Here is a 13,410-nt window from a genome sequence, read left to right on the forward strand (position 1 = left end):
TGAAGCAATAATATTTTGAAAAGCAAGGTTTGGTGTACTTCGGTTCCGAAAGTCCTGCTATCGCTGCAAGTCCTCTCCAGATGAAACCTGTGAAACAATCAAGCACACAATAAAAGACAAAACAGAAAGTGCTTAAATCGGGATTCGGGCTTTACGCTTATATCAGGTTTATTTAACAAAGTCTGTAGTCTAAGCGCATAAACCTCGCAGGTTTATAAAACCCGCAAGGTTTAAAGTAAGATAAATCGTATCTTCAAAAGTCTAAATTGTATTTTTTGTTTTACTTAAACGTTTTAGTATCCTGTTTTATGCATATTTGAAGATAAATTTATACCTTAGAATTTTCAATAAAACAAACTAATTTAAACCAATATGATTAAAAAAGTTATCCTGCCTTGTCTTTTGCTTTCAGGTATGATGGCATCGGCACAGCAGAACCTGGTGCAGTATGTGAAGCCCATTATCGGCACCTCAAAAATGGGGCATACCTATCCGGGTGCAACCGTTCCCTTTGGCGCAGTGCAGTTAAGCCCCGAAACAGATACTTTATCTTACGAAGTAAACGGAAAATACAACGGCGATGTATATAAATACTGTGCGGGTTACAAGTACGAAGACAAAACCATTACGGGTTTTAGTCATACACATTTCAGCGGTACCGGTCACTCTGATTTAGGCGATTTCCTGATTATGCCTACACAAGGCAAATTACAGCTAAATCCTGGTATAGCATCAAACCCTAAAGGAGGTTATCGCTCGGCCTTTTCTCATGCAAACGAAGTTGCAGAAGCAGGTTACTACAAAGTGAAGTTAGATGATGATAACATCACAGCAGAATTAACCTCAACTACGAGGGTAGGCATGCACCAATATACTTTTCCTAAATCAGATCAATCACACATTATCCTCGATCTGATGGCGGGGATCTATAATTACGAAGAAAAAACTGTTTGGACTTATGTTCGTGTGGTAAACGATACCCTGATTACAGGTTACCGTCAAACAAACGGATGGGCCAGAACCAGAACCGTTTATTTTGCCATGAGTTTTTCTAAACCTTTTAAAAGTTACGGACGTAAAAGCTACGATGCAAAACAGGCTTACAGAGGTTTTTGGGGTAAATTTAACCAGGACCAGAACTTCCCTGAAATTGCAGGTAAAAAGTTAAAAATGTTCTTCGATTTTGATACCCAAGAAGGGGAGAAGATCAAAATTAAATTTGCTTTATCGCCGGTTAGTCAGGAAAATGCCTTGCAGAATATGCGTGCAGAAATTTCGGGCTGGGATTTCGAAAAAGTAAAAGCACAGGCTCAGGCTACCTGGAATAAAGAACTGAATAAAATTCAGGTAACAACTTCTAACGATAATAAAATAAACTTTTATACCGCTTTATACCATGCGTATATCAATCCAACCACTTATACCGATGTAAACGGAGAATATAAAGGTTTAGATCAGGGTGTACATAAAGCAGATGGATTTACCAATTATACAACTTTCTCTCTTTGGGATACGTATCGTGCCCTGCATCCGTTTTTTAATATTACACAGCCAGCCCGCAGTAACGACATGGTGAAATCAATGCTGGCACATTACGATCAGAGCAGTTTACACATGTTGCCAATCTGGTCGCACTATGCCAACGATAACTGGTGTATGAGCGGTTACCACAGCGTTTCGGTAATTTCTGATGCGATTATTAAAGGCACTTACACTGGCGATCCGAACCAAGCTTTGGATGCTTGTATTGCAACAGCCAAACACCGCGATTACGAAGGCATTGGTTATTATATCGATAAAGGTTATATCCCTGCTGAAAAATCAGGAATTTCGGTTTCCAATAACTTAGAATATTCTTACGATGACTGGTCGATTGCTCAGCTAGCCAAGAAATTGAACCGTATGGATGTGTATGACGAATTTATCAAACGTTCTAACAACTGGAAAAATAACTACGACAGCGCTTCTGGTTTTATGCGTCCGAAATTAGCCGACGGAACTTTTAAAAAGCAATTTGATCCAAAAGATACCGAAGGACAAGGTTTTATTGAAGGAAACAGCTGGAACTATAGTTTCTTCGTTCCGCAGGATCCTGCTTCGCTAATCGAATTAATGGGCGGTAAAAAGAAATTTGCTACCCGTTTAGATACTTTGTTCACCATGCATTTACCTGATGAATTTTTTGCCCATACTGAAGATATTACCCGAGAAGGTATTATCGGCGGTTATGTTCATGGTAATGAACCGGCACACCATATTGTATATTTTTACAATTGGACGGATCAGCCATGGAAAACTCAGGCACAGGTTCGCCACATTTTAAACATGCAATATAAACCTACGGCCGATGGTTTGGGTGGAAACGATGATTGCGGACAGATGAGCGCCTGGTACATGTTTTCATCACTTGGTTTTTATCCTGTAGCACCAGGTTCTGATGTATATTCATTAGGTAGTCCGCTGGTTAACAATGCCGTAATTAATTTAGAAAACGGCAAAACCTTCACGGTTGAGGCCATTAAACAAAGTGACAAAAATGTATATGTAGAAAAAGTTTTATTGAATGGAAAAGAAATTACCGATCATAAAATCAAACATGCAGATATCACAAACGGTGGAAAGCTCACTTTTTACATGAGCGCCAAGCCTAAAAAATAGCGATACATCACTTTAGTATTGAACCGTTGACTAATTTTTGGTCAGCGGTTTTTTTTTAGTCGATAGTTCATGGTTGATAGTCTAATAGACTAATAATCATATCCAATAACGCCTTAATATTCATAACATCTCAATGATGAAAAAGATTAGTGTTTAAGTCGATTCCGTGCTTTCAGTGTCTCCGTGGCTAAAAATATACGCCAAATCTTAAAGTAAAATTACCAAGCTACCCGCTACAATCAACCCACCTCCAATTAATGTTTTGGTATCAATAGGTTCCTTTAAAATCAAAAAAGCCAACCCCATGGCAATGGCTACACTTAATTTATCGATCGGTGCCACTTTAGAAACACTGCCGGTTTCGAGCGCTTTAAAATAGAAAATCCACGATAAACCCGTTGCCAGACCCGATAATCCCAGAAATATCAGGTTGTTTTTACTCAATACTTTAAGTTGAGAAATTTCTCCGGATACTAAAACGATGCCCCAGGCGATAAATAAAATCACCACGGTTCTAATCGCCGTTGCTATGTTTCCAATAACGCCTTTTAAACCAACTTTAGCTAAAATAGCCGTCGCAGCCGCAAATAGGGCAGAGAGTATGGCATAAAATTTCCACATGTTTTTATTTTTTCTTTAAAATACAAAATATTTAAACACGAAGTAAAATATACAATCTATAGAAATTCTGTAGCTGTATAATCTTATTTAAAATAAATTTGGAACTTTAATTTATATATCGTAATATTGCGATATATAATTATGGGACTTACCAAAACAGAAATCTTTACCGAAGAGCAAAACCAAATGGCTGCCTTGCTTAAAGCGATGGCACATCCTGCCCGGATAGCCATTCTTCAGCGTATTCTAAAATCAAATACCTGTATTTGTGGCGACCTTGTTGAAGAGCTTGGTTTAGCACAGGCAACCATTTCGCAGCATTTAAAAGAGCTTAAAAATGCTGGCATTATACAAGGCACTATAGAAGGAGTGAGCATTTGTTATTGTATCGAGCCTAAAACATGGAAATTACTTCAAAATCAACTGGGCGATTTCTTTGCTTCTTATAAAGGCGAACAAAACTGCTGTTAAAATTTTTTACTCAAATCAATCGTTAAATTGCAATATTATGATTAATATGTTTTCAATCGAATGGAATAGCTTTAAAGCTGAACTTCAACGACATCCAGAGCTGATTTTACAGTTTCAATATGCCCAAAGTAAGTGGGTAAAAGCCAATTATCACATCACTGAAATTAAACAGGCACCAATTACCTCGGTTGACTGTGGTGGCGTGGTGAATGCCTGGACAGAAATTATCGTACAATTATGGGAGCCTACCGAAGCAGAGGAGGGCAGGGCGATGCAAGTAAAAAAAGCATTATCCATTATTGATCTGGTAGAAAGCAAAATGGCTTTAAACACCAAGGGAATTGTGAAAATTGAATTCGGCAATTCAGAATTTGATACCAGGCAAATGTATCCCGGCGAATTTAAAATCGACGGCGATAACTTGGTTATAAACCTAACACCCGATGCCACACAATGTAAGGCCATTAACCGAGGTGGAAGTTGTGGAACTACTGAAACCGGCGAAGAATGTTGTGCACCCGCTCAACCCGAAAAAATTAAGGTGGCATTGGTTAATCTTGCTGTCGGTCAAAATAGTTGTAGTCCGGAAAGTGGCTGTTGTTAAAAATAAAAATTTATGAAAATGAAAAATGTGTTGGTGCTTTGTACCGGAAATAGCTGCAGGAGTCAGCTGGCAGAAGGTTATTTAAAATATTTTGCCCAAAATAATGCCAAAATTTATAGCGCAGGTATTGAAGTGCACGGTGTTAACCCAAGAGCAATAAAAATAATGGCAGAAGATGGGATCGACATTTCCAGCCAAACATCAAATAATTTAGACGAATACTTTGATGTTCCTTTCGATTATGTGATTACCGTTTGTGATCATGCGAAAGAAAGCTGTCCGTATTTTCCAACAAAGGCAATAAAATTACACCACAACTTTCCTGATCCTGCGAAAGCGGTAGGTACAGAGGAAGAAATCATGGCTCAATTCAGAATTACGAGAGACTTGGTTAAAGCTTATATGCAGAAATTTGTAAATGAAAATTTAAAAGCATAAGATGTCGGCAAATGTTTGTGCACCGGGCACTAAGTCTAGAAAATTAAGTTTTTTAGACCGCTATTTAACCTTTTGGATTTTTTTAGCCATGTTATTGGGAGTGGCATTGGGGGCTTTATTTCCTTTATCTGCAATATTTATCAATTCTTTTTCCAGCGGAAGTACCAATATTCCATTGGCTATCGGATTGATTCTGATGATGTATCCACCCTTAGCTAAAGTTAATTACCGGAATCTGGGCGAAGTGTTTAAAAATATTAAGGTATTAAGTGCTTCGCTTATTCTTAATTGGATAATTGGTCCGTTTTTAATGTTTTTCCTCGCGATTATTTTTTTACATGGTTATCCTGAATACATGGTCGGTTTAATGATGATCGGTTTGGCCAGGTGTATTGCCATGGTGGTAGTTTGGAACGATCTTGCTGATGGAAACCGCGAGTACGCAGCTGGTTTAATAGCCCTAAACAGTATTTTTCAGGTATTGCTTTACAGCGTATTTGCTTATTTTTTTATTACTGTTTTGCCACCTTTTTTTGGCCTTAAAGGTATTGCTATAGATATTTCTATAGTAGAAATTGCAAAGAGCGTTGGTGTTTATTTAGGAATCCCTTTCTTGCTTGGTATTTTAAGTCAAAAAATACTGATTAAATTGAAAGGAGAGGAGTGGTTCCGCTTAACTTTCATTCCTCTGATTTCGCCGGTCACCTTAATTGCTTTGTTATTTACAATCGTGGTGATGTTTAGTTTAAAAGGAGAATTAATTATGCAGATTCCCATGGATGTATTGCGGATCGCATTGCCATTGGTTATTTATTTCGTGGTCATGTTTGTAATCAGTTTCTTTACTGGCAGGTACTTTGGAGCCGATTATAGCAAAAGTACGGCTATTGCTTTTACCGCCACCGGGAATAATTTCGAACTGGCCATCGCGGTAGCCATAGGTGTATTCGGTATTAATTCTGGTCAGGCTTTTGCTGGTGTAATCGGTCCATTGGTAGAGGTACCAGCATTAATTGCATTGGTGAATTTGGCGCAATGGTTTAGGAGGAAATATTTTAAGATGTAAGATTAAGTAAAAAAGTCGTCATTGCGAGGCACGAAGCAATCTTAAAGCGCACGCTGGTAGCGATTGTTGTAAGATTGCTTCGTCGGCTGAAAAAGCCTTCTCGCAATGACGACTGCGATAAATATTAAGCGCCAATCTCTTCGAAATTGGTCGCCGTTGCCAGATATTTCCAATTGGCCATGTCTCTTTGTACATCTGCAATTTTTGCATCAGCCACCTGGTAAGCATCGGGGCCAAGGAATAAATGTAGTGGCGGATTTTCGCTTTTTGCAGCTTCAATAATAACTTCTACCGCTTTTGCCGGATCGCCTGGCTGTTGGTTGTTGATGTCGTTTTGGTGTGCAGCCTGCGAATCGCGCACTTCTTTATAAGCATCGATCGGAGAACTTGGTACTGCTAATGATCCTTCGGTAAGAAATGCTGTTCTGAAATAACCTGGTTCTACAACCGTTGCTTTTATGCCCAATGATTTTACTTCAGCAGCCAACGATTCCGTAAAGCCAACTACCGCAAATTTTGTAGCGCAATAAATTCCGAAACCAGGGAAGTTACCTGAAAAACCACCGATTGAGGAAATATTGAAAATATGACCCGATTGTTGTTTTCTTAATTGAGGAAGCACTTTTCTGATTACATTTAAGGAGCCGAAAACGTTCACGTCGAAATTTTGACGAGATTCTTTATCGCTTAACTCTTCCAATGCACCAAGCATGCCATAACCGGCGTTGTTTACCACTACATCAACCTGACCGAATTTGCTAATGGTTTGGCTTACTGCAGCTTCTACACTATTTTCGTTAATTAAGTCAACGCTTAACGGTAAAAAATTCTCGTGTTCGCCTACGGCTTTGATTAAATCGTTTAAATTTCTTGATGTTGCAGCAACATTAAGGCCGTTGTTTAATAATGTTTTCACTAAGATTAATCCCAGACCTTTGGACGCGCCTGTTACAAACCAAACTTTTTGATTTTCCATGATATTGTTTTTTAGAATGAAATGAAATGATTGGCAGGCAGTCCCGAAGTGCTTCGGGACTGTAGCCGTTGTGGATTGCTAATTCGCCATTAGCATGTAATTAATTGTCGAAATCTGTCGAAATCGTAATGGCTTTCCAGTTATTGAACTCTTTCGATAAACAGTCTATTTTATCAGAAGCCCTTTGAAATGCGTCGTTACCTAAAAGCAAGTGGACCGGTGGATGTGGCATACTTGCCAGAGAGATCATTGCAGCAGCTGCTTTTTCAGGATCTCCAACCTGCTGACCATCCATTTTCAAATACTTATTGTGTATTGCCCTTACTTCTTCATATGCTGCAATTGGATTAGCAGCCAATATCAGCGAATCAGGTGTTAAGAAATTTGTTCTGAAAGCGCCGGGAGCAACAACAGTAACTTTTACACCAAATTCTTTAAGGTCTTCGGCCGATACTTCTGATAATGCGATTACCGCTGATTTTGCAGCAGCATAAACCGCCCAGCCTGTTGCACCGGCAATACCCGCAATTGATGCAATATTGATGATATGTCCCGAACGTTGTTCCCTTAAATAAGGTGAAGCTTTTCTGATTACATTTAATGTTCCGAAAACATTTACATCAAAACTATTACGTGTTTCGGCATCAGTTAATTCTTCAATACTACCCCCAATGCCATAGCCAGCATTGTTAATCACCACATCAATCCTTTCGAATTTGGAAATGGTCGCCTTAATTGCATCCTCCACACTTTGTTCGTCGGCCAGGTTAACAGCCAGTGGAAGGAATTTTCCCGTATCAGCATTTACGGCTTTTTTAAGTTCATCAATATTTCTTGAGGTAGCCGCAACAGACTGACCAGCTTTCAGTAATTGATTTACTAAACTTAATCCTAAGCCTTTTGAAGCACCGGTAATAAACCAAACTTTTTTCATGCCCATAGTTTTATTCTTTTTTTGTTAAAACAAAATTACAGCAGAAACAGCTTCAGTGTATTACGTTAATCAAACTGATGATTACGAAATTCAAACAATTCGGTAAGACGTAGGGGTGTGCTTAGTCAGTTTTTTGAAAAAGTTGTTAAAATGGGTGGGTTCTTCAAAGCCCAGGCAATAGCCTATTTCCGATATATTCCAGTCTGTATGTTTTAATAAAGCCTTTGCTTCAGTCAACAATCGTTCGGTAATGTAATTTGTAGTGGTTTTTCCGGTAGTTTCTTTAATGGCCCGGTTTAAGTGGTTTACATGTACCGAAAGCTGGGCGGCATAATCTTTTGCCGAACGCATGGTGAGCCTTTGTGTAGTAGTTTCAATAGGAAACTGGCGCTCCAGCAGCTCTGTAAATACTGAAGTAATCCTCGTATTGGCATCAGTATGTTTAAATAAAGCTTCTGACGGTTGCGTTTTTAGGGCAAAGTGGGTAATTTCTGTAATGTAATTTCTCAGCAGGTCGTACTTGTAAATATAATCCGTACCAATTTCTTCAAACATTTTAGCAAAAATGCCTTCCACCTGCGCATCCTGTTGGTCATTTAAAAAGTATGCCGGGTTTCCTCCGGGAACAAACATTGGCAGATCGCCGATATTACCACGGATTTTTTCCTTAAAAAATGATTCAGTAAAAATGCAGAAATAACCAGTTACATCACTTTTATTGCCACTGGCCAATTCCCAGGTATAAGGTACAAGAGGGTTGAAAAAAATTAAAGCAGTGCCATCTATTTCAATGCTTTTATCTGCATAATGGTAAACGTTATGGCCGCGGGTGAGGCAGATTTTGTAATAATCCCTGCGGTTATAACTCATTGGTTTCTGATCGTCCCTTAAACAGTCTTCCAGTTTAAAAACGTTAAAATGCCCCACGCCATTTTGCAGATTATCGGGCAGGAAACTGAATTTGTTCTGATAAAAGTCTTCAATGCTTTCTGGTTTGTTCATAGATCAAAGTTACAAAATTCAAACGTAAAATAGATAATATGAATATTGATGAATGGAGCGCACTTTTTAAAAGGAGATTCCGATGATAAAATAATTTGCAGTTAATATACCGATTGGTATATATTTGCATCGTCAATTTAGCAGAACATGACCAAAGCAGAAAAAACGAGAAATTTCATTGTAGAGAAAACCGCACCTATTTTTAATATGAAAGGTTATGCAGGTACCTCTTTAAATGATATTACGGCTGCTACAGGTTTAACCAAAGGTAGCATTTACGGTAATTTTGCCAATAAAGATGAAGTGGCAATGGCTGCTTTTGATTATAACCTTAAAAATGTTTCAACCCGGATTGAAGCTGAAATGAACCGGCAGACCAGTATTAAGGATAAACTTTTGGTGTACATTGATATTTATCAGAAATTTATCGATGGTTCGGTCTCAGCAGGAGGCTGCCCGGTACTCAACACGGCCATTGATGCTGACGATACCCATCCCGAATTGAGGGGAAGGGTGTTAAAGGCTGTTTTAGACTGGAAAAATAAAATAGGTAAACTGGTTGAGGCAGGTATTGCCAATAAAGAAATTTATGCAGATCAAAATCCTGAGCAAATTGCCTTAACCATTATTGCGATGGTTGAAGGGGGAATCATGATTTCGAAGCTGACTTCAAAAACTGAATATTGGGGCCTTATTACGGGCTCGTTAAAAAAATATGTAGATAGCCTCGGCTAAAAATTTTAACCTAAAATATACCGATCGGTATTTTGTTATGGAAAGAAGTAGAACAATAACCTGGGAAGACCCCATGAAAGGAGCAAAGGAGGCCATGCAAATGGATGGAATAGCTTATTTACAAGCCATGAGCGACAATAAATTTCCTTTGCCGCCGCTTTTACACACTTTAGACTTTAGTGTAACCGTAATTGAGGCAGGAAATGTCGTTTTTGAATTTACACCACAAGAATTCCATTATAATCCCATCGGAACCGTACATGGTGGTGTAATTACAGCCATTTTAGATTCGGCGATGGGTTGTTCTGTGCATTCGCTTTTGCCTGCAGGAAAGGGCTATACCACTTTAGAGCTTAAAGTAAATTTTCTAAAGGCCATCACCATTAAAACCGGAAAATTAAAAACCATCGGAAAAGTCATCAACCTGGGTGGCCGTACTGCTTTGGTAGAAGCACAATTGGTTGATGAAAATAACACCGTTTATGCTCATGCCGTGAGCACTTGTTTAATCTTAAAATTTTAATAAAAATATAAAATGAAAACTTCACAAAATACCGTTTTATTGATCGGTGGAACAGCCGGTATCGGCCTGGAAATTGCAAAACAATTAACCGCTTTAGATAATCACGTCATTATTACCGGCAGAAACCAGGAAAGGCTTGATGCTGCAGCATCACTTCAAAATGTAACTACCATCCTATCTGACGTAAGCAAAGCCGGAGATGTAGATCAATTGGTAGAAAGGATTAAAATAGACTTTCCTCAATTAAATATAGTGATCAATAATGCAGGGAGGGCAATTCTTTACAATTTGGCCGATCCTAATCAGGATGCGTTTGCAAATGCAGAAGATGAAATGTTAACCAATTACCTGTCAATTATCAGAATTAACCAAAAATTATTGCCTGTTTTATTAACGCAGCAATCATCGGCTATTGTAAATGTATCTTCAATCGTTGCTTATGTTCCTGGTATTACTTTGCCAACTTACGCAGCAAGTAAAGCAGCGCTTCATTCGTACAGCACCGCTTTAAGGTTAAGTTTGGAAGAAACTTCGGTTAGGGTTTTCGAATTGATGCCTCCGTTGGTGGATACTGAATTTTCGAAAGAAATTGGTGGGCATAACGGTATCAAACCATCGGTGGTTGCCGACGATTTATTGGCAGCTTTGGCAAATGATGAGTATGAAATAAGAGTAGGTGATACGGCTAAAATTTACGAACTGTTCAGACAATCGCCTGCTGACGCTTTGAACGTAATGAATGCCAATAGAAAAGCCTGGATCGATTCTGTCCAGAATTAATTTAGTATAGCAGGAATAAAAAAGAAATTGTTGTTTCCTTTATTATGACAGTTTTCCATGCAGGAATTGTTACTTTCGCGGCATTAAGTGTAAATCCTGGATTTGCATCAACCTTAATAGGCGATAGGGCAACGTATAGCTATTCCTGCTATATTAATAAATACCCTTAGCATAATGACAGGTTGATATTTATCCAGGGGGATTGACTAAAAAACAATAAAATGAAAAGAGTAGTAGTAACAGGTTTAGGTGCGATAACCCCGCTTGGCAACACTGTTGAGCAATTTTGGCAGCAGATTTTAGCTGGTAAAAGTGGCATTGGCCCAATTACAAAATTTGATTCGAGCAAATTTAAAACGCAGTTTGCAGGTGAAGTAAAGGGTTTTAACCCTGATGAATACCTGGAGAAAAAAGAAATTAAAAAGTACGATCTGTTTACCCAATATGCCATCGGCTCCAGCGATCAGGCAATAAAAGATGCTGGTTTGGATTTTAGTGCCATGAGCGATGATCAACTGGCTGAAGTTGGCGTAATCTGGGCTACCGGAAATGGTGGTATCGGTACTTTTGAATCGCAATTGGAAGAATTTCACGCCGGAGACGGAACGCCAAGATTTAATCCTTATTTCATTCCGAAAATGATTGTGGACATTGCCGCGGGGGCTATTTCCATCCGTCATAAATTACGCGGACCGAATTACTGCACGGTGTCGGCCTGTGCATCATCCAATACTGCAATTATTAATGCTTTTGATACCATTCGTTTGGGGAAAGCAAGTATCATGGTTGCAGGTGGATCAGAGGCTGCAATCACTAAATCATCTGTTGGTGGATTTAATGCAGCCCAGGCTTTATCTAAAAATAATGAAAATCCTCAAGGTGCTTCTAAACCTTTCGATAAAGACAGAGATGGTTTTGTGATGAGCGAGGGTGCCGGAGCATTGATCCTGGAAGATCTAGAACATGCACTACAGCGTGGTGCGCATATTTATGCAGAAATTATTGGTGGTGGAATGGCTGCTGATGCTTATCACCTTACCGGTACGCCTCCGGATGGAATTGGTGCTGCTTTAGGCATGAAAAAAGCGCTAAAAGATGCCAATATTACGGCTGATAAAATTGATTATATCAATGCGCATGCTACTTCTACCGGATTAGGTGATTTAAGCGAATTACAGGGTATTAATACCATTTTTAATGGTTTACCGGTAATAGTTGGCGCTACTAAATCAATGACAGGCCACTTGCTTGGTGCTGCAGGTGCTATTGAAAGCGTAATCAGCATTTTATCGATCAGAGATAATGTAATTCCTCCTACCATTAATACTAAAAATCTGGACGAAAATATCCCTAAAGGATTGAATATTGTATTGGGCGAACCGATTAAAAAAGAAATCAATTATGTATTAAATAATACTTTTGGTTTCGGTGGACACACAGCCAGTACGATTTTTAAAAAACACGGTGCTTAATGAGGATTATTGATTAAAGTGATTTGCTGGTCTTAGCGTCTCGCTAAGACCTTTTTTGTTGCAGTTTTTTTGCCATGGAGGCACGGAAAACACTCCCCGTTCTGTCATTCTGAACGCAGTGAAGAATCTTTTGATAATTGAGGGCTTTTTGTGGGTATTGCAACGGAACACAGAGATTCTTCGTTGCACTCAGAATGACAAAAAATTATACGTTCCACTCGAAATGATGAATTTACCAGGATTACAACTATGGGTGAATACCAATAAACCAATGGCAAATGAACCAATGAACTAAAATAAACTTACTTATCCATCAACAAATTTACCAGTTCCTTCAATTCTTCTATTTCCAGTTCCAGTTTTTCGATGCGATTTTCCAGTTCAGTGGGATCAAACGCTGCGATTGAAACTGTTTCGGTTTCTACTTCGGTAGTGGTTTCTGCCTGTTCGCCCAGAAGGTGAACAAAACGGGCTTCTTTCTGTCCGGTTTTTTTAGCGAGTTGTTTTACAAATGCAGGTTCATCATCCGATAGTTTTTGAAGTTGCTCCTGTACTTCCTCAATACTTTCAAATTCATAAAGTCTTCCCGAATTGCTGTTGATTTCGCCTGGGGTTAATGGTCCACGTAAAAGCAACAGACAAATAATGGCCAGCTCAGAAGGTAGTAATGGGTAAACAATGGCCAGGTTATGCTTGTATTTGGTTGCACGACTCGATCCTCCGGTGGCGGTAGAAATTAAGCCCTTTATTTTAAGCTGGTTTAACGTTAAGGTTATGGTTTCTTCATCGTAATTTACCACAGGGTTTCTGGCGCTTTTTTGATTGCATGCCGCTGTTAAGCTGTTTAAGGTCATGGGATAATAGTCAGGCGTGGTTCTGCTTTTTTCTATCAATGCGCCTAAAACACGTTGTTCTGCTGCAGATAAATCGGGTAGTGGTTTTACGTTGTCCATATTATAAAAGTATAAATTGGTTGTACATTTTGAAAATTATTTTGTTAGTGCTTTATTTACAGGCGGTTATTTGTGTTATGGAAGAGGTGTGTGTGGCAAAACCAACCGGATAATTAAGTTATCTGCCAATTGCAACATGATGGCATATACTGAAATGAACCCGCTCTGACAAAGCGT

At 38.9% G+C, this 13,410-nt stretch carries 14 protein-coding genes; 9 read left to right on the forward strand and 5 right to left on the reverse strand.

Annotation, left to right across the window (positions count from 1 at the left end; all coding sequences use genetic code 11):
* Window positions 1–372: 372 nt before the first annotated feature.
* Entirely contained in the window at window positions 373–2,658 is a 2,286-nt protein-coding gene (locus tag R2R28_RS07530) for a GH92 family glycosyl hydrolase (RefSeq protein WP_316825078.1), read from the forward strand.
* 207 nt (window positions 2,659–2,865) lie between these two features.
* Here the strand turns inward: R2R28_RS07530 and R2R28_RS07535 are convergent, their stop codons facing one another.
* On the reverse strand, window positions 2,866–3,279 hold the full coding sequence (locus tag R2R28_RS07535; protein ID WP_316825079.1) for an EamA family transporter: 414 nt from the start codon (window positions 3,277–3,279) through the stop codon (window positions 2,866–2,868).
* Between the two features lie 141 nt (window positions 3,280–3,420).
* On the opposite strand from R2R28_RS07535, the gene R2R28_RS07540 reads away from it, so the two are divergent.
* Genes R2R28_RS07540 through arsB form a run of 4 tightly spaced genes read left to right on the forward strand, consistent with a single transcriptional unit; the run spans window position 3,421 to window position 5,858 of the window.
* Window positions 3,421–3,750: a metalloregulator ArsR/SmtB family transcription factor gene (locus R2R28_RS07540; protein WP_316825080.1), complete on the forward strand. Its 330-nt coding sequence runs from the start codon at window positions 3,421–3,423 to the stop codon at window positions 3,748–3,750.
* A gap of 37 nt (window positions 3,751–3,787) precedes the next feature.
* Window positions 3,788–4,354: a DUF6428 family protein gene (locus R2R28_RS07545; protein ID WP_316825081.1), complete on the forward strand. Its 567-nt coding sequence runs from the start codon at window positions 3,788–3,790 to the stop codon at window positions 4,352–4,354.
* 18 nt (window positions 4,355–4,372) lie between these two features.
* Entirely contained in the window at window positions 4,373–4,792 is a 420-nt protein-coding gene (locus R2R28_RS07550) for an arsenate reductase ArsC (protein WP_316825310.1), read from the forward strand.
* Between the two features lies 1 nt (window position 4,793).
* Window positions 4,794–5,858 (forward strand): ACR3 family arsenite efflux transporter, encoded by a 1,065-nt coding sequence (gene arsB / locus R2R28_RS07555; protein WP_316825082.1) that lies wholly within the window; start codon window positions 4,794–4,796, stop codon window positions 5,856–5,858.
* 124 nt (window positions 5,859–5,982) lie between these two features.
* Here arsB and R2R28_RS07560 read toward each other — a convergent pair whose 3' ends face one another.
* The 3 genes from R2R28_RS07560 to R2R28_RS07570 all read right to left on the reverse strand — a co-directional run bounded on the left by R2R28_RS07560 (window position 5,983) and on the right by R2R28_RS07570 (window position 8,770).
* Window positions 5,983–6,834, reverse strand: coding sequence for an SDR family oxidoreductase (locus R2R28_RS07560; protein ID WP_316825083.1), 852 nt, complete (start codon window positions 6,832–6,834; stop codon window positions 5,983–5,985).
* Window positions 6,835–6,934: 100 nt separating this feature from the next.
* Window positions 6,935–7,768 (reverse strand): SDR family NAD(P)-dependent oxidoreductase, encoded by an 834-nt coding sequence (locus R2R28_RS07565; RefSeq protein WP_316825084.1) that lies wholly within the window; start codon window positions 7,766–7,768, stop codon window positions 6,935–6,937.
* Between the two features lie 90 nt (window positions 7,769–7,858).
* On the reverse strand, window positions 7,859–8,770 hold the full coding sequence (locus R2R28_RS07570) for a helix-turn-helix transcriptional regulator (RefSeq protein ID WP_316825085.1): 912 nt from the start codon (window positions 8,768–8,770) through the stop codon (window positions 7,859–7,861).
* A 147-nt stretch (window positions 8,771–8,917) separates the two neighbouring features.
* Here R2R28_RS07570 and R2R28_RS07575 point away from each other — a divergent pair, with 147 nt between their 5' ends.
* From R2R28_RS07575 to fabF, 4 genes are all read left to right on the forward strand, one after another.
* Window positions 8,918–9,505: a TetR/AcrR family transcriptional regulator gene (locus R2R28_RS07575; RefSeq protein ID WP_316825086.1), complete on the forward strand. Its 588-nt coding sequence runs from the start codon at window positions 8,918–8,920 to the stop codon at window positions 9,503–9,505.
* Window positions 9,506–9,578: 73 nt separating this feature from the next.
* A complete protein-coding gene (locus R2R28_RS07580) occupies window positions 9,579–10,028 on the forward strand; it encodes a PaaI family thioesterase (RefSeq protein WP_316825087.1) in 450 nt (149 codons plus the stop codon).
* A gap of 12 nt (window positions 10,029–10,040) precedes the next feature.
* Window positions 10,041–10,808 carry an SDR family oxidoreductase gene (locus R2R28_RS07585; protein WP_316825088.1) on the forward strand — a complete coding sequence of 256 codons (768 nt, stop codon included), beginning with the start codon at window positions 10,041–10,043 and terminating at the stop codon, window positions 10,806–10,808.
* A gap of 221 nt (window positions 10,809–11,029) precedes the next feature.
* On the forward strand, window positions 11,030–12,280 hold the full coding sequence (fabF, locus tag R2R28_RS07590; protein WP_316825089.1) for a beta-ketoacyl-ACP synthase II: 1,251 nt from the start codon (window positions 11,030–11,032) through the stop codon (window positions 12,278–12,280).
* A gap of 302 nt (window positions 12,281–12,582) precedes the next feature.
* On the opposite strand, the gene R2R28_RS07595 is transcribed toward fabF, so the two are convergent.
* Complete coding sequence (locus tag R2R28_RS07595) at window positions 12,583–13,233, reverse strand: YceH family protein (protein WP_316825090.1); 651 nt, start codon at window positions 13,231–13,233, stop codon at window positions 12,583–12,585.
* Window positions 13,234–13,410 lie beyond the last annotated feature (177 nt).

The sequence above is a fragment of the Pedobacter miscanthi genome (assembly GCF_032678605.1).
GTDB lineage: Bacteria > Bacteroidota > Bacteroidia > Sphingobacteriales > Sphingobacteriaceae > Pedobacter > Pedobacter miscanthi_A.